At 61.1% G+C, this 24,875-nt stretch carries 27 protein-coding genes and 3 pseudogenes; 5 read left to right on the plus strand and 25 right to left on the minus strand.

Going from position 1 to position 24,875, the window contains the following annotated elements:
- Positions 1–3 precede the first annotated feature (3 nt).
- The 6 genes from G9X64_RS31085 to G9X64_RS31110 form a co-directional block, all read right to left on the minus strand.
- Positions 4–1,044 carry an LLM class flavin-dependent oxidoreductase gene (locus tag G9X64_RS31085; protein ID WP_171378076.1) on the minus strand — a complete coding sequence of 347 codons (1,041 nt, stop codon included), beginning with the start codon at positions 1,042–1,044 and terminating at the stop codon, positions 4–6.
- Positions 1,041–1,976, minus strand: a complete 936-nt coding sequence (locus G9X64_RS31090) for a flavin reductase family protein (protein ID WP_168311831.1) — start codon at positions 1,974–1,976, stop codon at positions 1,041–1,043. The genes G9X64_RS31085 and G9X64_RS31090 overlap by 4 nt, the downstream gene beginning before the upstream one ends.
- A complete protein-coding gene (locus tag G9X64_RS31095; RefSeq protein WP_171378077.1) occupies positions 1,973–2,818 on the minus strand; it encodes an alpha/beta fold hydrolase in 846 nt (281 codons plus the stop codon). The genes G9X64_RS31090 and G9X64_RS31095 overlap by 4 nt, the downstream gene beginning before the upstream one ends.
- A gap of 14 nt (positions 2,819–2,832) precedes the next feature.
- On the minus strand, positions 2,833–3,435 hold the full coding sequence (locus tag G9X64_RS31100; RefSeq protein ID WP_011654276.1) for an amino acid synthesis family protein: 603 nt from the start codon (positions 3,433–3,435) through the stop codon (positions 2,833–2,835).
- A 401-nt stretch (positions 3,436–3,836) separates the two neighbouring features.
- Positions 3,837–4,529 (minus strand): GntR family transcriptional regulator, encoded by a 693-nt coding sequence (locus tag G9X64_RS31105; protein ID WP_171378078.1) that lies wholly within the window; start codon positions 4,527–4,529, stop codon positions 3,837–3,839.
- Positions 4,530–4,729: 200 nt separating this feature from the next.
- Complete coding sequence (locus tag G9X64_RS31110; RefSeq protein WP_171378079.1) at positions 4,730–6,091, minus strand: FAD/NAD(P)-binding protein; 1,362 nt, start codon at positions 6,089–6,091, stop codon at positions 4,730–4,732.
- A 218-nt stretch (positions 6,092–6,309) separates the two neighbouring features.
- Between G9X64_RS31110 and tauA the strand changes: the two genes are divergently transcribed.
- The 3 genes from tauA to G9X64_RS31125 are packed head-to-tail and all read left to right on the plus strand — an operon-like array spanning position 6,310 to position 9,019.
- Positions 6,310–7,323 carry a taurine ABC transporter substrate-binding protein gene (gene tauA, locus G9X64_RS31115; RefSeq protein WP_171378080.1) on the plus strand — a complete coding sequence of 338 codons (1,014 nt, stop codon included), beginning with the start codon at positions 6,310–6,312 and terminating at the stop codon, positions 7,321–7,323.
- A gap of 56 nt (positions 7,324–7,379) precedes the next feature.
- Positions 7,380–8,168, plus strand: coding sequence for a taurine ABC transporter ATP-binding protein (locus G9X64_RS31120; protein WP_171378081.1), 789 nt, complete (start codon positions 7,380–7,382; stop codon positions 8,166–8,168).
- Entirely contained in the window at positions 8,165–9,019 is an 855-nt protein-coding gene (locus tag G9X64_RS31125; protein WP_168316502.1) for an ABC transporter permease subunit, read from the plus strand. The genes G9X64_RS31120 and G9X64_RS31125 overlap by 4 nt, the downstream gene beginning before the upstream one ends.
- A gap of 24 nt (positions 9,020–9,043) precedes the next feature.
- On the opposite strand, the gene G9X64_RS31130 is transcribed toward G9X64_RS31125, so the two are convergent.
- The 16 genes from G9X64_RS31130 to G9X64_RS31205 form a co-directional block, all read right to left on the minus strand.
- Entirely contained in the window at positions 9,044–9,811 is a 768-nt protein-coding gene (locus G9X64_RS31130) for a gamma-glutamylcyclotransferase (protein ID WP_171378082.1), read from the minus strand.
- A 3-nt stretch (positions 9,812–9,814) separates the two neighbouring features.
- Positions 9,815–10,123 (minus strand): hypothetical protein, encoded by a 309-nt coding sequence (locus tag G9X64_RS31135; RefSeq protein WP_168311839.1) that lies wholly within the window; start codon positions 10,121–10,123, stop codon positions 9,815–9,817.
- Between the two features lie 11 nt (positions 10,124–10,134).
- Complete coding sequence (locus G9X64_RS31140; protein ID WP_171378083.1) at positions 10,135–10,716, minus strand: RBBP9/YdeN family alpha/beta hydrolase; 582 nt, start codon at positions 10,714–10,716, stop codon at positions 10,135–10,137.
- A gap of 70 nt (positions 10,717–10,786) precedes the next feature.
- Positions 10,787–10,936: a hypothetical protein gene (locus tag G9X64_RS31145; protein ID WP_171378084.1), complete on the minus strand. Its 150-nt coding sequence runs from the start codon at positions 10,934–10,936 to the stop codon at positions 10,787–10,789.
- Between the two features lie 13 nt (positions 10,937–10,949).
- Positions 10,950–11,126, minus strand: coding sequence for a hypothetical protein (locus G9X64_RS31150; protein WP_171378085.1), 177 nt, complete (start codon positions 11,124–11,126; stop codon positions 10,950–10,952).
- A 33-nt stretch (positions 11,127–11,159) separates the two neighbouring features.
- Positions 11,160–11,357 carry a hypothetical protein gene (locus tag G9X64_RS31155; protein ID WP_168311842.1) on the minus strand — a complete coding sequence of 66 codons (198 nt, stop codon included), beginning with the start codon at positions 11,355–11,357 and terminating at the stop codon, positions 11,160–11,162.
- An 11-nt stretch (positions 11,358–11,368) separates the two neighbouring features.
- Entirely contained in the window at positions 11,369–11,929 is a 561-nt protein-coding gene (gene msuE / locus G9X64_RS31160; RefSeq protein ID WP_171378086.1) for an FMN reductase, read from the minus strand.
- A gap of 199 nt (positions 11,930–12,128) precedes the next feature.
- Entirely contained in the window at positions 12,129–12,725 is a 597-nt protein-coding gene (locus G9X64_RS31165; RefSeq protein WP_171378087.1) for a 2-hydroxychromene-2-carboxylate isomerase, read from the minus strand.
- 55 nt (positions 12,726–12,780) lie between these two features.
- Positions 12,781–13,818, minus strand: a complete 1,038-nt coding sequence (locus G9X64_RS31170) for an LLM class flavin-dependent oxidoreductase (RefSeq protein ID WP_171378088.1) — start codon at positions 13,816–13,818, stop codon at positions 12,781–12,783.
- A 7-nt stretch (positions 13,819–13,825) separates the two neighbouring features.
- Positions 13,826–14,761: an ABC transporter substrate-binding protein gene (locus G9X64_RS31175; RefSeq protein ID WP_171378089.1), complete on the minus strand. Its 936-nt coding sequence runs from the start codon at positions 14,759–14,761 to the stop codon at positions 13,826–13,828.
- A 68-nt stretch (positions 14,762–14,829) separates the two neighbouring features.
- Entirely contained in the window at positions 14,830–15,774 is a 945-nt protein-coding gene (locus G9X64_RS31180; RefSeq protein WP_171378090.1) for an ABC transporter substrate-binding protein, read from the minus strand.
- A 92-nt stretch (positions 15,775–15,866) separates the two neighbouring features.
- On the minus strand, positions 15,867–17,642 hold the full coding sequence (locus G9X64_RS37040) for an amino acid ABC transporter permease/ATP-binding protein (protein WP_171378091.1): 1,776 nt from the start codon (positions 17,640–17,642) through the stop codon (positions 15,867–15,869).
- Between the two features lie 37 nt (positions 17,643–17,679).
- Positions 17,680–18,237: a GNAT family N-acetyltransferase gene (locus G9X64_RS31190; protein WP_171378092.1), complete on the minus strand. Its 558-nt coding sequence runs from the start codon at positions 18,235–18,237 to the stop codon at positions 17,680–17,682.
- Positions 18,234–19,433 (minus strand): M20 aminoacylase family protein, encoded by a 1,200-nt coding sequence (locus G9X64_RS31195; RefSeq protein ID WP_171378093.1) that lies wholly within the window; start codon positions 19,431–19,433, stop codon positions 18,234–18,236. Before G9X64_RS31195 ends, G9X64_RS31190 begins: the two co-directional genes overlap by 4 nt.
- 17 nt (positions 19,434–19,450) lie before the next feature.
- Complete coding sequence (locus G9X64_RS31200; protein WP_171378094.1) at positions 19,451–20,800, minus strand: LLM class flavin-dependent oxidoreductase; 1,350 nt, start codon at positions 20,798–20,800, stop codon at positions 19,451–19,453.
- Between the two features lie 24 nt (positions 20,801–20,824).
- Positions 20,825–21,817 carry an LLM class flavin-dependent oxidoreductase gene (locus tag G9X64_RS31205; RefSeq protein ID WP_171378095.1) on the minus strand — a complete coding sequence of 331 codons (993 nt, stop codon included), beginning with the start codon at positions 21,815–21,817 and terminating at the stop codon, positions 20,825–20,827.
- Between the two features lie 233 nt (positions 21,818–22,050).
- Here G9X64_RS31205 and G9X64_RS31210 point away from each other — a divergent pair.
- A pseudogene (locus G9X64_RS31210) lies at positions 22,051–22,331 on the plus strand (type II toxin-antitoxin system Phd/YefM family antitoxin).
- Positions 22,331–22,610 (plus strand): annotated as a pseudogene (locus G9X64_RS36845) (type II toxin-antitoxin system RelE/ParE family toxin). Before G9X64_RS31210 ends, G9X64_RS36845 begins: the two co-directional pseudogenes overlap by 1 nt.
- Positions 22,611–22,628: 18 nt before the next feature.
- On the opposite strand, the gene G9X64_RS31215 reads toward G9X64_RS36845, so the two are convergent.
- The 3 genes and pseudogenes from G9X64_RS31215 to G9X64_RS31225 form a co-directional block, all read right to left on the minus strand.
- A complete protein-coding gene (locus G9X64_RS31215; RefSeq protein ID WP_171378096.1) occupies positions 22,629–23,564 on the minus strand; it encodes a nucleotidyl transferase AbiEii/AbiGii toxin family protein in 936 nt (311 codons plus the stop codon).
- Complete coding sequence (locus tag G9X64_RS31220) at positions 23,554–24,174, minus strand: type IV toxin-antitoxin system AbiEi family antitoxin domain-containing protein (protein ID WP_171378097.1); 621 nt, start codon at positions 24,172–24,174, stop codon at positions 23,554–23,556. The genes G9X64_RS31215 and G9X64_RS31220 overlap by 11 nt, the downstream gene beginning before the upstream one ends.
- Positions 24,175–24,522: 348 nt before the next feature.
- A pseudogene (locus tag G9X64_RS31225) lies at positions 24,523–24,875 on the minus strand (Ti-type conjugative transfer relaxase TraA); the annotation flags it as partial.

A 24,875-nucleotide genomic window follows, 5' to 3' on the forward strand; every position in this document is an offset into this window, starting at 1 on the left:
GTCTCACTCCTGAAATGCTGGCATGACCTCGGTGATGAAGCGCTTGAGCGACGCCTTCTTGCGCTCGAAGCTCATGCCGGTGTCGATCCAGAAGGAATATTCGTCGTAGCCGAGCGCTTCATACGCCTTGAGCCGCTCAATGACGGTCTCGGCGTCGCCAACGACATTGTTGGTGCGCATGACCTGGTCCGACAGCATCGCGTTTGCTCTGATCTGTTCGTCAGGGATCCGTTCGATCAGACCCTGGGTAACCGGCTTCTCATTCTTGAACCAGGCGAAGAAATAATTGTAGTAGACGCTGAGCTCATGAGCGGCCTGGGCGACATCGTCCTCCGACGAGCCGACATAGGTATGGCGCAGCAGCATGATCTTGGGCCGCTCGATCTCCGGATTCTTGGCGCAGGCATCGTTGAAGCGCTCCATCAACGACTGAACCTCGTCGTCGCCCTGCCAGAGCGGCGTCACCTGAACGTTGCAGCCGTTGGCGACGGCAAATTCGTGCGAGTTCGGATCGCGCGCCGCAACCCAGATGGGCGGGTTCGGCTGCTGCAGCGGTTTCGGCGCCGACGTGGTCGACGGAAACTTGAAGAATTCCCCGTCATGCGCGTAGTCGCCGGCCCATATGCCTTTGACCGCCGGGATGAGTTCGCGCATGCGCTGGCCAGCGCCCCAGGCATCGAGACCGGGCAGCAGACGTTCATATTCGAAAGAATAGGCACCGCGCGCGATACCGATGTCGAGTCGTCCATCGCAGATGATGTCGGCCATGGCCGCCTCGCCGGCGAGCTTGATCGGATGCCAGAAGGGGGCAATCACCGTCCCCGTCCCAAGCCGTGCCCGAGATGTGCGGCGCGCCAGATCGGCAATGGTCACGAATGGATTGGGCGCAATGGTGAAATCCATGCCATGGTGCTCACCCGTCCAGATCGCGTGCATGCCGCCTTTGTCGGCGATCTCGCAGAGCGCGACGAATTCCTCGTAGAGGCTCTTGTGGCTTTGGCTGGCGTCAAGCCGTTCCATATGGACGAAGAGGGAGAACTTCATGCTTTTGCGTCCTTGGCTGGAATTGGGTGAACGGTGCCGCCGGTCTCGTCGCCGAAATAGACGCCGAAATTGCCGATCGAGCTTTCCATCGCAAAACGGTTGACGATGTCGGCAGTCGAACTGGTCTTGAATTTTGCCGCAGCCAATGCGTCAGGCTTCAGGAACCTGCCGCCGGCAGGCTCGCCCTCTCCGGCAACGGCGTGATAGACGATATGCTGCTTGCCGTCGCTCTTGCCCTCATAAACCGAATAGAGAAAGCCGATGCTGACCTTCAGCCCGGTTGATGTCTCCAGGTATGATTGCAGCGCCTCGGTCGGGTTGCCATCATGGGCGTCGACGCTTGGCAGGGAGAGCACATCCTCGCCGAGCAGCAGAACCTCCCCGCGGCGCTCGACAACGGCCGCAAGTTCCATATTGCCTTCGCTTGCCGCGGACACAGCCTTGCTTGCCAGCGTCGGCGTGAAATAACCTCCACGCGCATAGCCGAGACCGTTGCGGCCGCTATTGTCGAAAGCTTCGATGCGCCCCATCAAGATGACGTGGTCGCCAGCCTCGATGACCTCTTCCATGGCACATTCGAACCAGGCCGCCACGCTTGAGAATATCGGGCAGCCTGCCGATCCCCTCGCCCATTCGACCGCCGCAAACCTGTCCTCGACCGGGCGCGCAAAAGTGTTCGACACGTCTTTCTGCGTTTCCGAAAGCACGTTGATCGCAAAATGCTGCGCTCCGGTCATGGTGGCGAAATTGCGCGACGTCTTGGCAAGGCAGACGAGGAGAAGCGGTGGATTGAGCGAGACCGAGGTGAAGGAGTTCGCCGTGAAGCCGATCGGATGTCCATCTCCGTCACAGGCGGTGACGACAGTCACCCCGGTCGGAAAAGCCCCGAATGCATCTCGCAGTGCTCTTGGGTCGACAGTCTGGATTGTCATCGTTCATCCTCCCCGAACGATAGCCACTCAGCGAGCAGCGAATTGACGATATCAGGCGCGGTCAGGTTCACCATATGACGATGACCTTCGACGATGCGAGCGTAGCCCCGCGGCGCAAGCTCTGCCATTTGCGTTGCCATCAAGGGCGTCGAGTTCGGATCATCGGACCCCGTCAGAAACAGGGCCGGACCAGCCACGTCTTTCCAGCCGTCAGCATAGGTCTCGTCTCCTCCCGCGAAGGCGGCGTAAGCGACGGCATATCCCTGGGGATCAACGAGGTTCAGCCATTTTCGCGTCAATTCACGCGCAGCGACGCTGTCTGCATCATCGCCGAACCAGCGGGCCAGAGGGCCTTCCTTGTCGACGCCGGATACCGGAATGGCCGCGGCGCGCGAAAGCACGGCGGCCTTTGCCTCAGGGTCACGCTTGTAGACACCGTTGAGATAAGCGACACGGCTGATACGCTCGCCAAAGGTCGCGGCCGCCCCTCCTGAAACCAGTGCGCCCATCGAGTGCCCGGCAACATTTGCCGTGTCGATTGCCATCTCGTCGAGAAAGCGTCCGAACCAGGCGACGAACTCCTCGAGCCGACTGCCCGCCGGCAGCTTTGCGCTCTCGCCATGTCCCGGCATATCGACAGCGATGACGCGATGGCCTGCAGACAGAAATGCGATCTGCCGAGCCCAGGCCTCGAGCCGCATGCCGACGCCATGAATGAGAACCAGCGGCTCGCCGCTGCCGGCCTCGTGATAGGCCGTTCCGCTTGCCGTCGTCTTTCGGGGCAAGGCACCGGCGGCCTTTGTTGCTGCAGCGATGCGTGCGGTCGATCCGGCTGTCAGCATCTCAAAGCGCTCCTTCAAACGCCCGCAGGATTGGCAACGTCCTGCCCCAGGTCTTTCAGATCCTGGTAGCGGTCGCCGATGCGGTGATGCGGACGCCCGCCTATCGAAGCACCGAGAGCCACGACGATCTCGTCGGCAGCAGGCGCGTCGGGGATCGACGTCTGGATGGTCAGGTAGTGCGAACGGCGGCCTTCATCGTTCTTGTCCATCAGCGGGATCATGATCGGCGCATTGGCCGGACCGCGTGTGTTGCAGAAGGCGAGATAGGATTTGGCGCCGACGGCCTGGCGATAAAAATTGCCGAAGCGCAGCGTGTGGATAAGCGCGGACCCGTGTTCGATCTCGCCGTCCAGGCCGACGACAGCGGACTTTCCATATCCTTCGACAGCATCGCCGGACCCGACCGCATCGATGATCATCTTGGTCAGCAACTCGCCGAGTACCGGAGCGCCCGCGTGAATTTCGGGCTTGAGGTCGTCGACAAAGCCGCGACCCGCCCAGGGATTCTTTACGACCGCGAAGGCGGTGAACAGCTTCAGCGGAACCGCCGCGGCCTTGCCGCCTTCGATCAGCGTCGTTTCGATCTGCAGTCCCGTCTTGCGAATTTGAATGGCCATCGAGCACCTCATTTCTCAATATCGTATTATGGTATACCATAATTATGAGTGTCAAGTTGGTATCCTACGAGGACGCAGTTCAGGCCGAGGCGGTGATTTTCAATTTGGCGCGCGCGCACTCTCGACCCATCAGGCAGCGCTTTCTTCCCGTCAGCGCGTTGTCAGCTGACAAACGACATGGCGGCGCCCCGCGGAGGCAGGCCGAGTCCAGAAGCCACGGTCATCCCAGTTCATGGTGCCGCCTTATATATTACTTAATATGGCATACCATCACATTGGACAAAGTTAGGTGTCAAGCGCGGAGTATGGATTCCGCTGAATTGCGCGGAACATCATCGCAAATGGAGTGATATCGACAGCCGAGGTGAGCGCATTGCCAGGGCCTGCGGAGAAGCGGCTGCCTAGTCGGCAGGCTTCTTCGCCGACAGCACCGCTTCGGCAATCGCGCTCGCGGCGGCAACGTGATCCATCGCCGCTTGGTAAGCCCCCTCGCCGTCACCGCGGCGGATGGCGTCTACAATCTTAGACATCTGCAGAGGCCCTTCGATGCTGCGCCTCTCCGTCTTGATCGTCATCGAGCGCAGGTGGTTTATGCGCACGGTGAGGAGATTGACGACACCCCAGGCAACGTTCCTGTCAACCATCGTGAACAGCGTATGATAGAAGGAAGAGGTGTTCGTCAGCACAGCCGACATGTCGTTGTCGCGGTAACTGTTGCGAATCCCGGCCAGAGATTCCTCCAGCGCGGCGACGATCTCGGGGCTGCGGCGCTCCGCGCACAGCCGCGCCGCCATGCCTTCCAGTGCGCCACGGATCTCATAAATCTGTTTGGCTTCCTCGATGTCGAGCTGCGCGACGATCGGTCCCTTGTTCGGCAGATTGGCGACAAGCCCCTCCGATTCCAAATGCCTCAGAACCTCGCGCACGACTGTTCGGCTGACGCCGAGCTGCGCGCAGAGGTCACGCTCGACAAGGCGATCTCCGGGACGGAAATATCCGTTGACGATGGCTTCGCGGACCTTGTCGAGCGCCAATTCCCGCAAGGTCTTCGCAGGACGCTCGACTCGAATTGCGTCCTTCAGAGCACCGCTCATTCTGTACCTCAGTGTTGGACTTTGCACGCTCAACTTCCGCCGCGGCAGCCGAACGCAAGAATCGTATTATGGCGTACCAGATACTGTAGCTGTCGGCGGCCGGCAATTCAACAAGCGCCGTGCCGACCTATAGCGCCACCCGTTTTTCAGACGCGCAAAGGACGCTGTAGCACTTTGATCTGCTGCCTGCATGTCGCGAGCTAGCCTCTTGAAACAATCTCCTCGACCACGGCCTTAGCCTGCACTCGGATATCCGGAACGGCCGTGATCTCCCAGAATTGCCCCGCCGTCAGGGCGCCGACCGCAAACAGTCGGGCAGGCGAGATCCGGGACGGGGCTATTACCTCGGAAGCGGCATCCACCTGGATCCCGAGGCCAAAAGGATCGGGGACGATCAACTCAAAGCGGCTCATTTCCTTCAAAAGCGGTGAATGACTGATCCCGGCCCGTTCCATTCCCGTGCAGTTGACGAGCCAGTCCGCCCTGATCTCGGCAATCTCGCGCGCCGCTCTGACCCTGAAGCCGGCAACGAGCCGGCCCTCCTCGGCGCCGAGGGATTTCAGGAAGCCCGCGTGGAAACGAACGGTTCCGTCTAGGACCAGCTTCTCAAACCTGTCGAACACGTCGGGCGCGACCCGGTGACGATGGATGTTCCACCAGGGAAGCGCATGCCGGAGGAAGCGCGCCCGCTCTTTGCTCGAAAGCCGTTGCCAGAGAGCCTGCGTTTCAGGCCTCAGACCGTCCATCACGGCTCGCCAGTCGGCAACCGTCCTGCTCTTCGCCCGTAAGGTCTTCAATATGCCGCTGATCGTATTCGGAAGCCTCTCGACGTCGATCGGCAGAGGCGTCGGTGGCTTCCACGCGTGTCCAAGCGGTGCAAGCCCGCGCCGCGAAAGCACATCGATCTTGCCGCTGTGGCCATGGGCGCGAAGCGCGAGAACCTGATCGATCATCGTCAGGCCGGATCCGAGGATACACACCGCATCGGATGATGCGACGCGCCTCAGCCACGAAAGCCGCCACGGGTTCTCGATGATCCGCGATCGCAGCGATGCCGGGACGCCATCCGGAGCGACCGGCAGGGTCGCGTTCCCGACGCCGAGGCAGAGCACCACGTTCTTCCCGGCAATCTCGTCACCATTGCCGAGATGGAAGGCCAGCGTACTGCTGTAACGTTCAACGCATCCCGCCGCCTTGGCCTTGATGAAATCGACCCGGCAACGGCCATCCCGCTTTCGAAGCAGCCGCGCAAGCGTATCGCGGACATAAAGACCGTAATCGCTGCGCGAGGCGAAATCGCCGGCCTGCAACCGGCGGCCATGGCCTTTCAGCCAGTCGACAAAGTCGTCGGGTTGATGCGGCAGCAGGCTCATGCGGCCGGCGGGAACATTGAGGCGATGGAGATAGAGCTCCGTCCGGTACGCCGTCCCGCGGCCGAAGCCAGGATCGTCGCCGACGACGGCGACCTTCGCCGAAGCGGGAAGCTGCTCGATGAGATTGCAGGTAACCGCTATCGCCGAAAAACCGGAACCGACCACGATAATATCATATGTCAAATGCATTCTCCCTGAAGCTCAGAACGTCATCGAGGCATTTCGTCATTCAAGCTCCGTATCGCTCGCCGGTCCTTGCGGATCGCACGAGCAGTAGAATCACGAAAACAATTATCTCTATAGTCTATAAATATAGTTTGTTATTTCTCCCGCTAGCCCCCTCCCAACCATTACGCTTTTGAGGGTGAGATCAGGGGCCATGCGGCCCTGAACAAAGGGGGCTCAAGATGAATTTCAGGAATTTGGTTGCCGCAATCGCCGTCGGCGTCGGCACTCTTGCAACAACAGTTGTCGCCGAAGCGGCGGACAAGAAGGTCGTCGTCGCCTATCAAACCGATGCCTTGCCGTCTTCCGTGGCGATCGCAAATGGCGAATTCGCCAAGGAAACCGGATACGAGATCGACTTCCGCAGGTTCAATTCGGGCGCCGAAATCTTTGCGGCGATTGCCTCCGGCGACGTCCAGGTCGGCTATGTCGGCTCCAGCCCGTTTGCGGCTGCAGTATCACGCGGGCTGGAGGTCAAGGCCTTTTACCTCGCCTCCATCTCGGGCATCGACGAGGCTCTCGTTGTCCGCAACGGCTCCGGCATCGAAAGCCTGAATGATCTGAAGGGCAAGAAGCTTGCAGCCGCGCCGGTATCCACGGACCACTATCAGCTTCTGGCGCTCATCAAATCGCTGGGCCTGACCGAAAAAGACGTTCAGGTCTTCGCCATCCCCCAGCCCGAAATCGTCGCCAGCTATAACCGCGGCGATATCGATGGCGGCTTCGTCTGGGATCCGGCACTCACCGAACTGAAGAAAAACGGGAAGGTCCTGGTGACCTCCAAAGAGGTGGCAGACAAGGGTGCGCCGACATTCTCCGCCTGGGTCGCGACCTCGACATTTGCCGCCGACAACCCAGCATTTCTGAAGGGCTTCGCTTCGGTCATCAACAAATACTACGCATCCTTCGCCTCGGACAAATCCGCCTGGGGTCCCGACAGCGACAACGCCAAGTCACTCGCCAAGCTTCTCGGCGGAACGGCCGACCAGCAGGCATCAGCCCTAAAGAACCTCACGCTTCTGACGCCTGAGGTCCAGGCATCGGATGCCTGGCTTGGCGGCGGCGAAAAGGCGGGTGCCGGCAAGATCCTCAAGGACACGGCATCGTTTCTAAAGGAACAGGGCAAGGTTTCCGACGTGCTGGCGAATTACGGCGCCTTCGTCACCGCAGACGCCCTCACCGGCGTCAGCAACTGATCCTCCCCAACGCCGGCGCGGCTTGCCGCGCCGGCGTCGAACCTGCGAGCGGCAACATGCTTAAAGTCGATCACGCCAGCGTTTTCTTCGCAGCCCGCGACGGGCGGACCGTTCACGCGCTCGATCGCGTTTCCTTCGATATTCCCGAACGGGGCTTCGTCGTCGCACTCGGGGCGTCAGGATGCGGCAAATCAACCCTTCTCAACGCGATTGCCGGCTTCCTTCCGCTTTCGGATGGCCGGATCACGCTCGATGGTCGCGCGGTCGAACGACCGGGTGCGGATCGCGGCGTCGTCTTTCAGAAGGACTCGCTGCTGCCGTGGAAATCCGTCGTCGACAATGTCGCGCTCGGTTTGAAATTCGCCGGGGTCAAGCGCAAGGAACGCGAAGCCCGCGCCCTGGAGCTTCTCCGTCTCGTCGGTCTCGACGAATTCGCCGGCGCTTTTCCCTACGAGCTGTCGGGCGGCATGCGGCAGCGTGTCGGCATCGCACGGGCTCTGGCGACAAATCCCGACATCCTGCTGATGGACGAGCCGTTCGGCGCGCTCGACAGCTTGACGCGCGAGCAGATGCAGGAACTGCTGGTTTCCATCTGGGGTAAAACGGCAAAGAAGGTTTTCTTCATCACGCACTCGATCGAAGAGGCCTTGTTCCTGGGCACGCAGGTCCTGGTCATGTCACCTCGACCGGGACGCGTCGTGGCCCGCTTCGATCTGGATTTCGTTCGCCGCTTCGCAGAGACCGGCGACGCCCGATCGATCAAGGCGTCGCCGCAATTTGCCGAGCTGCGCGAGGAGATCCGCGCCATTCTCCACAGCACCGAAGACCTCAGGAGCGCCGCATGAGCGACATAGTGCAGGCCCCGCCGATTGCGGCTGGTAGAGAGGACCGCCAGGTCAAGCTGGTAAAAATGGCGAGCTTCGGAGCCGGCGAGAAATCGACGGTGGCCATCAGCGTTGCCACGGCGCTGGCCATACTGCTGCTGTGGTGGCTCGTATCGGCGCTCGGTGTCGTCCCACACTTGTTTCTGCCGCGTCCGGACGAGGTGCTGACACAAATCGGCGCTATCTATCGCGACGGTTACGCCGGAGCGTCGCTGTCCGAGCATGTTTTTGCGAGCCTGTTCCGCATCGTAGTCGCCGCCCTCATCGCCGTCTCCGCAGGCATTCCGCTCGGATTGCTCATGGGCCTGAACCGCTGGGCAAAAGGGGTGCTCGACGCGCCGATCGAGTTTTACTGGCCGCTTCCGCCGCTCTCCTACCTGCCGCTGATGATCATCTGGCTCGGCATTGGCGAGACGTCGAAGATCACGCTGCTGGTGCTTGCGATGTTCGCACCGATCTGCCTCTCGGCCCAGGCCGGCGTTCGTTCGCTGCCGATCGAGCGGGTCAATGCCGCGCGTTCGCTGGGCGCGAGCCGGCTGCAGCTCTTCGTGGACATCGTCCTGCCGTCCGCCCTGCCCGAGATCCTCACGGGCATTCGAATTGCGCTCGGCGTCGGCTGGGGCACGCTGGTTGCGGCTGAATTGATCGCGTCCACGCGCGGGATCGGTTTCATGATCATGTCGGCTTCACAGTTCCTGGCGACCGACGTCGTCTTCGTCGGCATCGGCATCATCGCGATCTGCGCCTTCACCTTCTCGGCCGCCATTCGTTTTCTGGAGGCGTTCCTCGTGCCCTGGAAGGGCAAGCTCTGACCAGATGGCGGCAGGCAGCCATATTCAGTGGCTTCCTGCCGCCGCGTTCAGCCCGTGTATGGCGACAAGCTCGGCTGCGACCAGCTTCTGAAGCCGCCATAAATTGCGGTCCCGGATGCCGCGTTCCTCCAGATGTTTCACCGTCAGATACAGATATTCCGCGCAGGAACCCATATGTCCGCAGGCTCTTGCAAGCACCTGTGCCACCGTCTCCAGCGGCAATTTGCGGGAAACGCGCTCGCCCTTCGGACCAGCCCAAAAGACCAGCGCGCGCACCACCCCATGCGCGGTCGCGACCGGGATCCAACGAACCGTCGCGGCGTCTTCGATCGTGCCGACTTCACGGCGGATCAACCGCCGAATCTGGCCAAGGCGGTCATCATCGGCAAGCCTGAAGACGACGCCGTTGCAACGTCCACCGCGGTCAAGTGCCATCATGAGACCCGGCTGGGACCGCGTTCCCCGCCAGCGGGTCATCTGCAGGCAGAAGGAGCGATGCCACCCTCTTGCTGCGCCATTCTGCGATTCGACGGCATCGAAGTCCGGCTTCCATATCAATGATCCATAGGCGAAGATCCAAAGCGGCGCGCCGGTAGACTCGTGAAGAAGCCGGTTGGCGAGCATCTCCACCTCCGCTTCGGTCAGCGGTTTTCGATGTGGCTCTGGGCCGACATCGATCGCGGGGCGAAGGCTCAGCGATACGAGCTCGTCCGTCAAAGCCATTGTTGATCCGGTCATCAAAAGTTTGCTTCCGCGGACCGCCGACTGTTGATGCTCCCGGATCTCCGTCATGCGTCAATGCACCGTAAATCTGGCCGCATCGGCCTGGCGCCGCTGCAGGCTGCGTATCAACATCGCGGCCTCCCTGACTATTGCCGAAAACGTCGCATCATCGGCCTCTGCGATCCTTCCCGTCATCTCGCGGATGATCGTCGTCAAATGAATGATGGAATGGCGATGCTGCGGATCTTCCGATCCCATTTGGGCATCGGCCATGGCGAGCAGCGTCTGCACCAGCCGCTCCATGGTTTCGCGGCGCCTGGTCCTCGGGTCGGCATTCGGATCTTCGCTCAGGCGCAGCAGGTCGGCGACAATGTCGGACATTGCGATTCCACTCACATTGCAAATGCCGGCGGCATGGAAACGACATGCCTTCGACCGCGCGTTTGCGTCTTCAAGCCCTCCAGCAATCGGTAGCCGTTGCGCCAGCGGCCAAAGCCGCTGGCGACATTGATGTGCCCGGCAAGGCCGATATTCCTGGTCTCGGCGTTCCACAGGCGACCGAACAGGGCCAACCGATCGACCGTCATGTAGGCATCGTTCATGCTGCCGACGACGATGCTCGGAAAAGGCAAAGGTGCCGTCGGCATGGCCCCAAACGTGATATGCCCGGGATGCAGGTTTTCCGTGACCGGCAGATCGCATGGAGCAACGAGCAATGCTCCTTTGACGCGCCGCGCTGCACTTCGCCCGGCCAAGCGGGCGGCAAGCAGGCATCCGAGACTATGGGCAACCAGATAGGCCTCACCGGCCTCTTCAAGCGCGCCTTCCAATCGCAGCAGCCAGTTGTCAAGGTTCGGATGATCCCAGTCGTCCTGAGCGACTAAACGACTGCCCGGCTGATCCTGGAGCCAATGCTGTTGCCAATGCCCTTCTCCCGAGCCGAAAAGCCCGGGAAGAATAAGTACGTCGATCATCTGACGGCTTCCTCTCTGAAGCTGCGCGTCGGTCTTTTTCCCGATCGGGGCAAACATCGAACATCACTCATCAGATCCACCCGATCACCAGGGCGAACAGGAATGTGAAGGAGCTGACGATCGTGCAGACTCCGGCCGCATGCCTGAAATGCGACATGACGCTGCCTTCCGCTCTTCTCGCACCGCCCCGAAGCAGGTCGGTCTCAACGACAATCGCCATCACGCCGTTCTCCTCAATACCAAAGGCCGGGCATCGCGCCCCAATAATGGAGTTCGTATTCGCGGGCGGACCTGTCACGCTCGTCGTCCCGCGCGAACAATCCGTTTACAGGCTCCCGTTCAGCGGGCGGCTTCAGGCCGAGGAACCGGCCGATTGCGCGCTTCAGCCAGAAGTGAAAATCAAGCCTCATGCGAACCTCCTGTCAGGGACTGCTGTTCTTCAGCTAGAAAATCAGCGAATGTCGTTGTGCATAGGCGAGAAGAACGTGAAGCGATGCCGTCGGTCCGTAGAGCATCAGCAGGCGGTTCTCCTCGCGTTTGGCGAGACGATATCGTCGGGCAAATTCGAAGACGCTCCACAATTGATCACCTGGCCCCGGCCTTTCCGTATCGGTGATCGTTGCTTCCTGAGATCGAGCCATCGCGGCGACTCCTACTCGGCTGCCGCCAGGGCCGGGCTTGCGCCCGGAAAGAAGGCCGCCAATTCGCCAATCACGTCGTTGATGCGAGCCAAAAGCGCGTCGGATGAAACCGTATAGTCTGTGAAATCGCGATCGGATGCATAGACGGCAGTCGGCAAGGTGTGGGCCATGAAAAAACCAAACAGCGGCCGAAGCTGATGCTCGACCATCAACGCATGCCGGTCACCGCCGCCGGTCGCCGTGATGATGATCGGCTTGCCCCGAAGTTCGTGGGGGTCGATCAGGTCGATGAGGTGCTTGAAATGGCCGGGATAGGAACCCTTGTAGGTTGGCGAGCCGATGATCAGGGCATCGGCCTGCACGATCTCGTCGACGACATGCCTGGCCTGCGCGTCGAGATCCTTGCGCCACAAGGCGCTGCCCAGCGACGGACCGACATCATGCAGGTCATAGGTCTTGCTGGTAAATCCGTAGCGAACGCTCGCACGTTCGGCGACGTGCCGGACGAGTGCCAATGTCTTCGATGGACGGTTGAAGCTGCCAGCGATGCCGACGAGTTTGAAACCTGACATGGTTTTTCCTCTCATTGCGTTGCTCCAACTATTGTCTACAAAATTGATAGATTAAAGGAACGTGCATCTCTCCTTCTTCGCCTGGTTGAAAAAAACGTTCACCGCCTCTTCAGCACGCATAAGCTGCAAGCCAATCGCCATGGACATCTCAGACCGCGGGACGCTGCAATTCATTGCGGTCACATGGCTTAATCCAAGCCTAAGGCTTGTCGCCGTGAAGATGACGTTCGAGGAAGGGTAAATTGTCCTGCCCCCAATAGATCTCGCCGTCAAAGACATAGGTAGGAAAGCCGAAGACGCCGCTGTCGCGCGCATGCACGCGGTCCGCCGACCACTTGTTCTGGACATCGTCGTCGGCTTGTCGCCTGAGGAGCGCTGCGCCATCGAAACCTGCTGATGTCACGATCGCCTCGCGCACATCGGACTTGCCGATATCCTTCGCCTCGCTCCAGAAGGCATGCTGTAGGGCGCGGGCAACGCCGATCCAATCTTGTCCGTCGAGATAGGCCGCAATCACGAAGAGGGACGCCGGCGTCGGATCGCTCAAATCCGGGCGATGTTCGAGCCGCAGTTCCTTGCCGCGCACGCGCGCCCAGCGCTTGAGGTCCCGCGTCCAGTAGGCGCGGCGGATCTCCGGGCGGTTGCGCGAAAAGATACCACCGTTTTCCTCGACCACCGTCGTCAGATAAGGCGTGATGACGACCTCGTTCTTCGCTGCAAGTTCGGCGAAGGCGTCGAAGCCGATGTAGGACCAGGGTGAGCCGATCGAAAAGAAATATTCTACTGATTTGGTCACTGATGCATGTTCCCTGCGAGGTGATTGTTCTGGCGTCGAATGATCGGCGGCATTTTCAGGAAGCAGATCTAACTTCGGATTGTGCTTTCCATCCGAGCTCCGGTGCGATCCGCGTCACGAAGTCGTGGAGAATCTGGCGATATTCCTCGTGCTCGAACTCGTAAGGAAGCTCCAGCCTCAACTCGCCGACCTCGGGCAGGATCGGATCGGCAAACAGTTGCGCCAATATCTCGTCCGATGTGCCGACGACATCACGGGCAAACAGAGTGCGCCGCTCGCCCTGCGGTGAAAGGGTTCGCTCATGACGGCCATCGGCATAGTCTCGATACCGGCGCCGCGTTGCCGCATCTGCGCTATCGAAAGGCACGATGACGCGGCCGAGCGCCACCCGGCGCTGCGTGCCAGCGGCGCGATAGGTTTCGATCAATCGCGATTGCGCGGTGAAGAAATCATCGGTCCCCTCGCCCGTTATCACATTGCCGGTCAACAGGTTGAAGCCATTGTGGCCGGCCCATTCGGCCGAGCGCTGCGACCCGCCGCCATACCAGATCCGGTCGATCAGGCCCTTGGCATAAGGCTGCAGCCGCGGCCGCTGCGGGCCGAAGGGTGTCTTGATCAAGGTCTGCTCGTCTCCGAGATAAGTGCCGCGCAGATTGTCGGCAAAGCGCCGCACGCGATCATGCGAAAAATCGTAGCTCGTCCAGTCGCCGTCGAAGACGAGCGGGGCGATCAGGTCTGCGTGCAACGGTCGTCCGGCGCTGACGCCGATATTCAGCCCCCCCCGTGACAGAACATCGACGGTGGCGAGGTCTTCGGCCAGCCGATAAGGGCTTTCATAGCCGATCGGAATGACCGCGGTCCCAAGCTCGATCCGGCTGGTTCGCTGCGTCGCCGCCGCCAGGAAGGCGCTCGCGGAAGAGATTCCAGGCTCCAGGTGCCGCTGGCGGACCCAGGCGCTGTCGAAACCCAGATCTTCGCCATATTGCAGTTGCTCAAGCGTCTGCTCCAATCCCGACAACGGATCTTCGTCGGGATAGTTGCCGGGGGTGAGGAAGCCGATATGGCTGATGGATACGTTGCCCACTCGTGCCATCCCATGATCAGTATTTCGGCAGGCCGGGCGGGTTGGTCTCGGATGCCGGCAAGGCTTCCTCGGAAAGATGCCAGTGGTCGAGGATTTTTGCGTAGGTGCCGTCTTTGATCAGGCCGTTGGTGGCGGCAGTCAGCGCATCGGCCAGCCCACTTCCCTTGCGGGTGGTAATCGCGACATCCGAGCGATCCGGCCAGCCGGCGCTCAGCGTGCCGACGCGTTTGATGTCCTTGTCGCGCGCGGCGATGAAGACAAGCTGTGCATGCGGCTGGACGATGACATCGGCCCGGCCGGAACGCAGCGCGAGAAGGCTTGCCGCCTCGTCGTCGTAATATTGCAGTTCGATCGGCTTCAGGCCCGCGGCGACATCCTCGTCGCTCCATTTCACCAGGATGCGCTCCTGATTGGTGCCTGCCCCGACGATGATCCTGAGGCCGGCCGCATCCTTGGGTTCCTTGATCGAGGTGACAGGACTGTCGGATTTCACGAAGAAACCATGCAGGCCCTGGCGGTAGGTAGAGAAATCGAATTTTTCCTTGCGCTGCTCGGTGACCCCGACATTGGAGATGACGGCATCATATTTACCCGACGCGAGGCCGAGCGGCCAGTCGATCCAGGCGACCGGCACGATCTCCAGCGTCAGGCCAAGGCTGTCGGCAATGGCATAGGCATAGTCGGGATCTGCCCCGACCACGGTTTTCGCGTCCGTGGCATAGGTGGCAAGCGGTGGGCCGCCGGGGCTGACGGCGATGGTGAACTTGCCTGGTGTGACGAACTTGAAATCCTTCGGGATTGCGGCAATCGCCGCCTCGTTCCTGGCCGCATGAAGCCGGCCCAGTTGTTCCGGGCTGAGGTCGAAATCCTCCGCTGCTTGAGCTGCGCCAAAGGAAAGGGCCGACGCCATGGCGGCGATCAGCAGGGTCCGGAATGCCGGAAGGGCAATCATCGTCTTCAATCTCCAAATTGTCAGGCAGGAATGGCCGGCAGCATTGCCGCCGGCCCAATAAGGATCGATCAGGAGCCGCTCTTCGGCAGGCCGGGCGGGTTGGTCTGGGCCTTGTCGATCGCCTCCGGACCGAGGTTCCACGTATCGAGAATCTTCCGATAGGCGCCGCTGGCGATCAGGTCGTTGACGACATCGGTCAAGGGCACAGCCAGGCCGCTGCCCTTGCGTGTGGTGACGGCAATTTCTGCCGTGATCGGCCAACCGCCGCTGACGGTGCCGACGAGCTTGGTCTTGCCGTTTATCCCTGCCGAATAGGCCTGCGTCGCGTTCACGCTGAAGACGGTGTCGGCTCTGCCGGACTGAACGGCAAGATCCTTGACCGCGTCGTCGTCATAATATTGCACCTCGATCGGTTTCAGGCCGGCGGCGACGTTCTGCCGGTCCCATTCCAGCAGGATTTTCTCCTGGTTGGTGCCGGCATCGGTGATGACCTTCAGGCCGGCAATATCCTTCGGCTGCTTGAGCGCCGTGATCGGGCTATCCGCCTTGACGTAGAAGCCAAGCTCGTCCTTGCGGTATGTGGAGAAGTCGAATTTCTCCTTGCGCTCTTCCGTGACCGTCACGTTGGAGATCACCGCGTCGAACTTTCCGGAGGTCAGCCCCAGCGGCCAATCGGCCCAGGCGACGGAAACCAATTCGAGCTTCAGGCCCAGGCTGTCGGCAATGGCCTGCGCCAGATCGACGTCATAGCCGATGACGGTCTTGGAATCGGAGGCATAGTCATGCAGCGGCAGATTGCCGCTCGAGCTGATGCCGACGGTGAAGACGCCGTTTTCCACGAACTTGAAGTCCTTGACTTCGGCAATGCGCTTCTCGTTCTTTTCCACCCGCAACCGGTTCGGCTGCTCGGGGCTGAGATCGAACTTCTGCTGCGCCTGAGCGGAACCGAAACCGATCGCAGCAATGGTGACGGCTCCCGCTATCAGAAGCCTTGCCCTATCTGTAAATGTCATGCCCCTTCTCCATTTCATCTTTAGGTTGTTGTTATTGTTATTCGGCCGGAGCAGCCCGTCGCGGCCCGGCATTTCGCCAGCACTGTTTCGCGCTAGAGAACCTTGGCGAGGAATTCCCGCGTGCGGGGATGTTCCGCTTGTGTGAAGATGCGGGCCGGCGGCCCAGCCTCCAGAATGCGGCCGCTGTCCATGAAGACGACGCTGTCGGCGACTTCGCGGGCAAAGCCGACCTCATGGGTGACGATGACGAGCGTCGTGCCGGTGCGGGCAAGCTCCTTGATGACGTCGAGCACTTCGCCGACGAGCTCGGGATCGAGCGCCGAGGTCGGCTCGTCGAAGAGCAGCACCTTCGGGCGGAGCGCCAGTGCGCGGGCGATCGCCACACGCTGCTGCTGGCCGCCGGAAAGCTGGCGCGGATAGGCATTGATCTTGTCGCTGAGGCCGATGCGTGCCAGCAGCTCCTGAGCCAGTTGCACGGCGTCCTCACGGCCGATGCCGCGCACCTGGATCGGTGCCTCGATGAGGTTTTCGAGCACGGTCAGATGCGGGAAGAGATTGAAGCTCTGGAAGACCATGCCGATATCGGCGCGGCGTTTGAGGATATCCTTCTCCTTGAGCTCGTAGAGCGTATCGCCCTTCCTGCTGTAGCCGACGAAATCGCCGTCGACCGAGATGAACCCCTCATCGACACGCTCCAGGTGGTTGATGGCGCGCAGAAGCGTCGACTTGCCCGATCCGGACGGACCGAGGATGGCGGTCACGCTGCCGGCGGGGAGGCTGAGCTCGACATCATCGAGCACTTTCAGCGAGCCGAAGCTTTTGGAAATGCCGTGAATGCGGACCGCGCCGCCTGCGGACCGCAGCGTCGCCGCATCCTGGAAACCGATCTTGCGCGCGGCGTCGGTCGCCGTATCGAAGACAGGGAGCGGACGGCGGAAACGCTCGAAAAATCCCTGGAAGGGCAACGGCGTCGGGTTGCGCACGGCACCCTTGGAGAAGTAGCGCTCGATATAGCGCTGAGCGATCGACAGCACCGTCATGATGATCAGATACCAGACGGTCGCGACCATCAGCAGCGGAATAACTTCGAGATTGCGGCGGTAGATCACCTGAACCGTGTAGAAGAGTTCCGGCAGCGCCAGCACGTAGACCATGGAGGTACTCTTCGCCAGTCCGATGAGTTCGTTGAAGCCGGTCGGCAGGATCGAGCGCATGGCCTGCGGCAACACGATGCGGAAGGCCTGGCGGCGGCGCGGCAGACCGAGTGCTGCGGCGGCCTCCAGCTGTCCGTGATCGACCGAGAGAATACCGCCGCGCACGATCTCGGCGAAGAAGGCCGACTGGTTGAGCGTCAGGCCGAGAAAGGCAGCGGCAAAGGGCGTCAGCAACTGCACTGTGGGATAGTCGAGGAAGACGGTATCGGTGAAGGGAATGCCGATCTTGATCGTCTCGTAGAGGTAGCCGAGATTATTCAGGATCAGCAGCAGCACGATGACCGGGATCGAGCGCAGCAGCCAGATATAGCCCCAGGAAAGACCGGAGAGCAGCGGCGACTTGGAAACGCGGGCGAGCGCCAGAGCGGTTCCGAGGATGGATCCGGATATGGCGGCAAGCACGGTCAAAAGCAGCGTCCTGCCGAGACCGACGAGCACTGGTTCGGCAAAGAACCATTCAGCAAAGACGCCCCAACCCCAGCGCGGATTGGTGAAGATGGAATAGAGCACGGCGATGATGACGACGGCGGCAAAGATCGTGCCTGCCAGGCGGCCCGGATGACGCGCCGGCACGATGCGGTAACGGGAATACTCCTTCGATCCTGCCGTCCTGCTGCCGGGGTCGATGCCGGCGAAATCCGTTGTCAGCGCCATTGTGCTTCCCTTTTATGATTGTCGGTCTTTGCCGTTTTCAGAAATTTGCGCCGGCCACCCGCAGGCGCGGTTCGGCATCTTCGTGAGCAGGCTCAGCGAGATGGGTGATGTCCTTCTCGAAGGGCAGGCTCTTGTAGATCTCGGGATCAACGGAGGTGTCGAAGAGAGCGGTGTAGCCGTAGTTCAGATAGAGGCCGACGGCTTCGGGCTGGCGAAAGCCGGTCGTCAGGTAGATGCGGGAATAACCTTGGCGGGCGGCCTGGGCCTCCAATTCCACCAGCACCTGGCGGGCAAGGCCCTGACGGCGCAGATCGGAGCGCGTCCAGATGCGTTTGAACTCGGCCGTGCGTTCGTCATAGTTCTTGAAAGCGCCGCCGCCGATGGTTTCGCCACAACGGATCAACAGGAGAAAATTGCCGTGAGGCGGCGCAAAGGCTTCGGGAGGATAGCGGTTCAACTCGGCCGCAGCACCTTCGGCATTGAAATAGTTGCCGTAGCGGCTGTCGTATTCGTGGATCAATTCATCGATCAGCGGTTTGGCGCGCGGGTCGAGAGGGCTGGTATAGAGAAACGTATCGCTCATATCGTTCATCACCCGTTGTCATCAGTGAGGAAGGTTTCGGCGAGCCGGACCCAGTAGCGGGCGGCGGGCGCAATGATCGCGTCGTTGAAATTGTAGTGGGCACTGTGGAGAGGAGCGCTGTCGCCATTCCCGACGAAGAGGTAGCTGCCGGGATTTGCCTGCAGCATAAAGGCAAAATCCTCGCTCGCGGTTCTCGGCCGGAAATCCTTCTCGATTGCCGCCGGGCCGAGTGCGTCAAAGGCGACGCGCCTGGCAAACTCCGTTTCCCCAGCGTGATTGACCAGTGCCGGAAAGCCGAGGCGGTAATTCACATCCGCCTCGGCGCCGAAGCTTTCGGCCTGGGCCCGGGCAAGGGCTGGAATGCGCTCTCGCAACAGCTGGCGGACCGTCTCGCTGAAGGCCCGCATGGTGAGCTTCATCTCGACGCTCTCAGGGATGACGTTCGAGGCGGACCCGGCATGGATCGAGCCGACGGTGGCGACCGCCATATCCTGCGGGTCGACATTGCGGGAAACGACGCTCTGCAAGGCGGTGATGAAGGAGGCCGAGGCAAGCACCGGATCGACGGCGCGGTGCGGCTCGGCGCCGTGGCCGCCCTTGCCGATGATCTTGATTACCGCCTGATCGACCGAAGCCATGGCGGGGCCGCTAACGAAGCCGAATTGACCCGCGGGAACACCCGGCCAGTTGTGGAGCCCGAAGACCGCGTCGACAGGAAAACGTTCGAACAGGCCTTCCGAGATCATCTTGCGGGCGCCGGCGCCGATTTCCTCGGCGGGCTGGAAGATCAGCCGCAGCGTGCCGCTGAAATTGCCGCTTTCGGCGAGATAACGGGCGGCGGCGAGCAGGATCGACGTATGTCCGTCATGGCCGCAGGCATGCATGACACCAGGATTGCTGCTGGCATAGGCAAGACCGGTCGCCTCCTCGATCGGCAGCGCGTCCATGTCGGCGCGGATGCCGATCCGCTTTTTGCCATCGCCGCGCCTGAGGGTGGCGACGATGCCGGTCCCGGCAATGCCCGTCGCCACCTCATAGCCCCAGCAGGAAAGGTGGGATGCCACAAGCTTGCTGGTCCTGAGCTCCTGGAACGCAAGCTCCGGATATTGGTGCAGATCGTGGCGAAGCGCGATGATCTCGTCGAGATAGGCGGCGATACCTTTCTCGACCGGATCATTGCTGCGCGAGTTCTGAGCGATGATGTTCATGACGGTTCGTCGGCGCCTCAGGCGCCGACAGCCTTTCCGCGTTCTACCAGATCGGCACCCACCGCATACCGGCTTTCCCGGAAGGGCAGACCCAGATGGTCGCGCAGCGTCTCTCCCTTCAGGACGGGATCGAAATAGCCGCGCTCCGTGAGGATCGGCAGAACATATCTGGAGAAATCGTCAAAGCCCTCGGCGATGACAGGGAAACCGAGGATGAAGCCGTCGGCGGCGCCGTGATCCACCCAGCGGATGATCTCGTCGGCGATATGTTCCGCCGTGCCGATGAAGGCCGTACGCGGCGTTGCCGAATCGAGTGCGACCTGTCGGAGCGTCAGGCCCTTCTCCTGCGCGGTCTTCTTGATGCGGTCGGTGGTGGCGCGGAAATTGTTCCTGCCGATATCACCGAGCTCGGGGAACGGCGCGTCGAGCGGATAGACGCTGAAATCATGATGATCGAAGAAGCGACCGAGATAGAGTAGCGCCTCCTCGATGGTGACGAGGTTGCGGATCGCCTGATACTTGGCGTCCGCCTCTTCCTGCGTCGCTCCGACGATCGGTCCGATACCAGGATAGATTCCGACTTCCGCGGCACTGCGGCCATGGGCAATAACGCTGTCCTTGAGCTGGCGGTAGAAGGCCTGCGCCTCCTCGAACGGCCCGCCATTGGTGAAGACCGCGTCGGCATGCTTGCCGGCAAGCCTGATGCCCGAGTCCGAGGCGCCCGCCTGGAAAACGACGGGTTGGCCCTGCTTGGAACGGCCGATATTGAGCGGCCCCTCGACGCGGAAGAAGCGACCCTTGTGGTTGAGGCGATGCATCTTCGTCTTGTCGACAAAGACGCCGGTCTCACGGTTGCGGACGAAGGCGTCGTCGTCCCAGGAATCCCACAGGCCCTTGATCGCATCGATATAGTCCTCGGCGATCTCGTAGCGCAGTTCGTGTTCGGGATGTTCGCGGCTGTAATTGCGCCCGGAACCCTCGAGCGGCGAGGTCACCGCATTCCACCCTGCCCGGCCGCCGCTGATGAGATCGATCGAGGCGAACTGGCGGGCGATGGTGAAGGGATCGCTGTAGGAGGTCGAGACCGTGCCGACGAGGCCGATTTTCGAGGTCGAGGCGGCGAGCGCCGAGAGAATGGCGATCGGCTCGAACCGATTGAGGAAATGCGGAATGGACTGCTCGTTGATGTAGAGCCCGTCGGCAACGAAGGCGAACGCGATGCCGGCCGCCTCCGCCTTGCGCGCTGTCTTGACGAAGAACTCGAAAGTGACGCTGGCATCGGCCGGTCCGCTTGGATGCTTCCAGGCGTTCATGTGACCGCCGGGACCCTGCAGCATGATGCCGAACGTGACGTGTTTTTGAGCCATGGGATCAATCCTCCTTGGAAACGGTCAGGCGACGAGGGAAAGCCGCTCCTTGGCGAGCAGCTCGATGGAAGCCAGGCGCTCGGCGACCGAAAGCGCCGGCGTGTCGAGCACGAACTCCTTGACCCCGTAGCGACGGTGAAATTCGTCCAGCTCCTTGCGGATCTGCTTCGCCGTGCCGTGCAGGACGCTCGGCACCTTTTCCTCGATGCGGTAATCGGTGACGCCGGCCTGGCGGGCAAATTCGGCCGCCTGCTCCTCGCTGCCGACATTGACGGTCTGGCCGTTCGGCAGAAATATCTTGACGATGCGCAGCTTGCCGACGCGCTCGCGGGCATAGTCCTCGCTTTCGGCGGCAAAGGCTGCGAGCGCAAGGATCGGGCGCTTGCCGCCGGATGCCCGCTCATAGGCCTCGAAGGTCCTGCGCAGATTGTCGGGATCGCCATTCAGGTGACCGGCGAAAACAAGCTCCCAGCCCTTCTCGGCAGCAAGCTCGGCGCTTTCGACGCTGGCGCCGAGCAGAAAACGCTCGGGCGCAGTCGGCGGGAAAGGTGTTGCCTGCGCCCCGTCGTAATTCGGGTCGGCAGCGAGATATGTGTTGAGATCGGAAAGTTGGCTCGCGAAATCAGGCTTCCTGGCCGGATCGACGGCAAGCTGCAGGGCGCGCGTCGAGAGCGGAAAGCCGCCCGGCGCCTTGCCGACACCGAGATCGACGCGTCCGGGCGCAAGCGATGCCAGAAGATTGAAGGTCTCGGCAACCTTATACGCGCTGTAATGCTGCAGCATGACGCCGCCGGAGCCGATGCGGATCCTCGATGTCCTGGCAAGGAGATAGGCGATCAGCGCCTCCGGCGCCGAGCTCGCCAGATTGGACATGGCATGATGCTCGGCGACCCAGAAACGGTGATAACCGAGTTCCTCGGCCCGGGCGGCAATCTTGACCGTCGCCCGAAGCGCGTCCGCCGCGGTGAGACCCTGTTCGATCGGGCTTTTGTCGAGAAGGCTGAGGAGATAGGTCATGACGCCACGATCCGATCCTTGGTTGCAAACTTTAGTCTATAAAATCAGTAGACAAACTTCATTATAAGAAATGGCATTCTCTTTCGAACGCGATGAGTGAAAAAAGCGGCCGCACCTAAGATGGAAAATCGCCTGCCGGGACTTTGTCTCACTGGCATCGAAAGGCTTCTTTCAATCGCCAGTTTCAAGCGCCACTTGATGGTCTGTATTCTGACCAAAAACGGAGTAACCGCATAAAGCTGTCAGAACAGGTCAAGCCGATCAGCTACCTCAAGGCGCATGGCCCGAGATAATCCGAAAGCTGAAGGATAACCTGCAGCCGGTCGTCATTACGCTTCACGGAGAGGCGAAAGCCATTCTTCAGGATGTCGGCCAATACGAAGAAACACAGGAGACGCTGGCGCTCCTGAAGGTGCTGGCGCTCACCAGCCGGCAGGTCGAGGAGGGCAAACTGCGCCCCGCTTCGGAATGCTTCGCGCGCATCCGAAATCGTCTGGCTGACAGCCAGCCCTGATGCCATCTCGTGTCATTTCGCCGAGGACACGGAACGCGAGATCGAGGATCGCTATCGCTCCACCGCCAGCGCGACGACACCGAGACGCCAGGGCACTTCCTGACGGGAATCGAGGGCGCATGCGCCGGCGGAAATATTCCGAAGGAGTTGGCGGGGATCGAATTTCCGAATATCGGGAACTACACCATAAGCCGAATGGGCACCAATGTCGTCGGCTACTGCGTCGTAGACGGACGGCGCAAGATGCAAAGCTTTCTCGAGCGAAGGCTCATCCGCTGACGTCCGGCATATCGTATTTCAGCGCTTTGGATATCCAAGCTGCTTTACTTGCAGGTGAATCCAGCCCTCATAAGGCTTCCAGCGCCATTCCCCTTCCACAGGCTGCGTCAGCGGCAATAGGAAGCGTCCGAGATCAGCGACCACCGTGCCCAAGGCGGGTGGTGCGGCCGCCATCCGTTCGCGACCAAGGAACGCCCGCCATTGCCGATCCCAGGCCTCAGCATAGGCTTCGCTGAGACCCGTTGGCCTCTCCATCGGAATACCCGTCCCTCGTCTCGCAAAGGTCTGGCGCACCGCCTCAGCGAGGGTGGACCGCTCCAGCTCGAACGTCTCGGCAATCAGCCAGAGATCATAGAAATCCTTCAGGCGGCTATTTGCCATGCCGAGCGTTACCAGCGCCTCGAATTTCTCGGCGACCACGGTCGCGACCGGATAGGCCCGCAGGCGCGGCACCGGCGCATCGAGCAGCGACGGATATTCTATGTCGACCGGTCCAGGCGTGACGGCGTCACCGAAACCTATGTCCACCTGAATGGGAATGCGCGCGCCTCCGATGGTCGCAGTGGTACGGACACGAACGCCGCCATATTCGACTTCCTCACGGATCGGCGCGGCGTCGAGTGCATCCACGTCGAAGACCACGCCATCATCGTCGACCGGCTGCGTGCAAATGGCATGGAAAGTTTCGGCGATGGCCTTCGGGCTGTTTTCGCCGTAGCCCAGCAGATCGAGGTCCCGCGTCGGCCGAAACGGGTCGGCGACCCAGGTTACGAACAGCATCGCGCCCTTCAGGATAAAGCGGTCGCGATGCTCCGATAGGCTCAGCCGGTACAGGAGTCTTTCGAGCGCGTAGCGCGTCAGTAGGATCTGAAAGTCCGTACGCTCTGCGCGAGACCGATCCAGCAGCCGGGCGCGCACCGATGCCCCTACGTTTTTCTTGAGTTCAGGCGCCATCGGCCACCGTCGCTTCGACATAGGGTCGCATGATCGACCAGATCCTGGCCTCTTTCGCATATGTCCAGAGGTCGTCGCTTGTGGTCTTGCGCCGGCGGAGCCCCTCGCGCAGCCCCTCCATCGCAACGTCGAGGCCGACTTTCGCCCGATAGCGGAAGCAATCGACGATCGAACGCGCCGGATTTGTGATCGTCACCTCGACGCCCTCGATGCGATGCCGTTCGACGCCCTCGATGAGAGCGGACCCCTTAAAGCGTACGAACTTGATAGGCGGATAATCGATCTTGGGGCGCCAGGCCGTGCGGTCGATCGCCATCCACACAGCCGAGGGCATCTGCAGCGTCAGTTCGTGGTATTGGAGGGCCGAGGTCAAGCAGACAACGCCCTTTGGAACCAGAACAGCCGCTTCAGCGAGTGCATGGGCCGCCTCAGCCTGAGTGTCCGGGAGTTGATACAGGCCTCGTGCCGGGCGAACTACTGCCTCCTCCCGAACGAGACGGGCGAGCGTCTCCGGTCCAATGCCTTCGGCAACGAAATCCTTCAGCCGGAGCATCCCCCGCGCTTTCAGGAGGTCGAGCGCTCGAAGTCTCTGGGCGGTAGTGAATGTCATCGCCTGTGACGATTCCTCTATTCATCGAATATATAGCAGAGGTTTTATCACAAAGCCGCTTGCTCGGAAATCCCCCTTTCGACCTCCCCTACAGCGAGCTGTGGAGGCGAAGGCGGCGAGCATTCACGCAAAGGCTTATTCTGCAAGGTCTGGTGCTGGGGCCAGAGCTTGACGTGGAGGTGCGGAAATCGGCTTCTATTTCGTCACCGTCGCCGTCGGCGAAGACCGGAGGCTGACCCAACTGTGCGCGTGAAACGCAAGCAGATCAAGAAGACCGAGCCGATCCGCTGCATCATCGACACGCAGAACGATCCGGCCCAAAAAAGACCATCGGTCGGAGATGGAACTCTACATCCCCAATCCCAAACTCTTCGTGCGCGAAAGCGACCGCTGCAACTCCATCTGCTGGGTGAGCTCCGCACGATGGCTACGGTCGGCAAGGCGGACGACCTCGCGGATACGCTCGACGTCACCATCCCGATCCGGTCCCACTCGCTTCAGCTGATCCGCGAGATCTGAGGGATCGGCGCGACCGAAGCGCGTTTCGATCGCAGTAGCGATGTCCTTTGCCTCGGCAAGCGCTCGACGCCCCTCCGGAGTCCCCGCCAGTTGCTCGACGAACTTTGCCTTGTCGCTATAGGGGAGATCGTCGAGCCGGCGCAGCAGCGCCTCGCTCCGGCGGCTCGGCCCCAGAACCTCGA

Source organism: Rhizobium sophorae, from assembly GCF_013087515.1.
Taxonomy (GTDB): Bacteria; Pseudomonadota; Alphaproteobacteria; order Rhizobiales; family Rhizobiaceae; genus Rhizobium; species Rhizobium sophorae.

Excerpts from the sequence above, each read along its gene's own strand:
- G9X64_RS31085 (WP_171378076.1), bottom strand. The coding sequence starts at position 1,044 with ATGAAGTTCTCCCTCTTCGTCCATATGGAACGGCTTGACGCCAGCCAA.
- G9X64_RS31090 (WP_168311831.1), bottom strand. The coding sequence starts at position 1,976 with ATGACAATCCAGACTGTCGACCCAAGAGCACTGCGAGATGCATTCGGG.
- G9X64_RS31095 (WP_171378077.1), bottom strand. The coding sequence starts at position 2,818 with ATGCTGACAGCCGGATCGACCGCACGCATCGCTGCAGCAACAAAGGCC.
- G9X64_RS31100 (WP_011654276.1), bottom strand. The coding sequence starts at position 3,435 with ATGGCCATTCAAATTCGCAAGACGGGACTGCAGATCGAAACGACGCTG.
- G9X64_RS31105 (WP_171378078.1), bottom strand. The coding sequence starts at position 4,529 with ATGAGCGGTGCTCTGAAGGACGCAATTCGAGTCGAGCGTCCTGCGAAG.
- G9X64_RS31110 (WP_171378079.1), bottom strand. The coding sequence starts at position 6,091 with ATGCATTTGACATATGATATTATCGTGGTCGGTTCCGGTTTTTCGGCG.
- tauA (WP_171378080.1), top strand. The coding sequence starts at position 6,310 with ATGAATTTCAGGAATTTGGTTGCCGCAATCGCCGTCGGCGTCGGCACT.
- G9X64_RS31120 (WP_171378081.1), top strand. The coding sequence starts at position 7,380 with ATGCTTAAAGTCGATCACGCCAGCGTTTTCTTCGCAGCCCGCGACGGG.
- G9X64_RS31125 (WP_168316502.1), top strand. The coding sequence starts at position 8,165 with ATGAGCGACATAGTGCAGGCCCCGCCGATTGCGGCTGGTAGAGAGGAC.
- G9X64_RS31130 (WP_171378082.1), bottom strand. The coding sequence starts at position 9,811 with ATGACGGAGATCCGGGAGCATCAACAGTCGGCGGTCCGCGGAAGCAAA.
- G9X64_RS31135 (WP_168311839.1), bottom strand. The coding sequence starts at position 10,123 with ATGTCCGACATTGTCGCCGACCTGCTGCGCCTGAGCGAAGATCCGAAT.
- G9X64_RS31140 (WP_171378083.1), bottom strand. The coding sequence starts at position 10,716 with ATGATCGACGTACTTATTCTTCCCGGGCTTTTCGGCTCGGGAGAAGGG.
- G9X64_RS31145 (WP_171378084.1), bottom strand. The coding sequence starts at position 10,936 with ATGGCGATTGTCGTTGAGACCGACCTGCTTCGGGGCGGTGCGAGAAGA.
- G9X64_RS31150 (WP_171378085.1), bottom strand. The coding sequence starts at position 11,126 with ATGAGGCTTGATTTTCACTTCTGGCTGAAGCGCGCAATCGGCCGGTTC.
- G9X64_RS31155 (WP_168311842.1), bottom strand. The coding sequence starts at position 11,357 with ATGGCTCGATCTCAGGAAGCAACGATCACCGATACGGAAAGGCCGGGG.
- msuE (WP_171378086.1), bottom strand. The coding sequence starts at position 11,929 with ATGTCAGGTTTCAAACTCGTCGGCATCGCTGGCAGCTTCAACCGTCCA.
- G9X64_RS31170 (WP_171378088.1), bottom strand. The coding sequence starts at position 13,818 with ATGGCACGAGTGGGCAACGTATCCATCAGCCATATCGGCTTCCTCACC.
- G9X64_RS31175 (WP_171378089.1), bottom strand. The coding sequence starts at position 14,761 with ATGATTGCCCTTCCGGCATTCCGGACCCTGCTGATCGCCGCCATGGCG.
- G9X64_RS31180 (WP_171378090.1), bottom strand. The coding sequence starts at position 15,774 with ATGACATTTACAGATAGGGCAAGGCTTCTGATAGCGGGAGCCGTCACC.
- G9X64_RS37040 (WP_171378091.1), bottom strand. The coding sequence starts at position 17,642 with ATGGCGCTGACAACGGATTTCGCCGGCATCGACCCCGGCAGCAGGACG.
- G9X64_RS31195 (WP_171378093.1), bottom strand. The coding sequence starts at position 19,433 with ATGAACATCATCGCTCAGAACTCGCGCAGCAATGATCCGGTCGAGAAA.
- G9X64_RS31200 (WP_171378094.1), bottom strand. The coding sequence starts at position 20,800 with ATGGCTCAAAAACACGTCACGTTCGGCATCATGCTGCAGGGTCCCGGC.
- G9X64_RS31205 (WP_171378095.1), bottom strand. The coding sequence starts at position 21,817 with ATGACCTATCTCCTCAGCCTTCTCGACAAAAGCCCGATCGAACAGGGT.
- G9X64_RS31215 (WP_171378096.1), bottom strand. The coding sequence starts at position 23,564 with ATGGCGCCTGAACTCAAGAAAAACGTAGGGGCATCGGTGCGCGCCCGG.
- G9X64_RS31220 (WP_171378097.1), bottom strand. The coding sequence starts at position 24,174 with ATGACATTCACTACCGCCCAGAGACTTCGAGCGCTCGACCTCCTGAAA.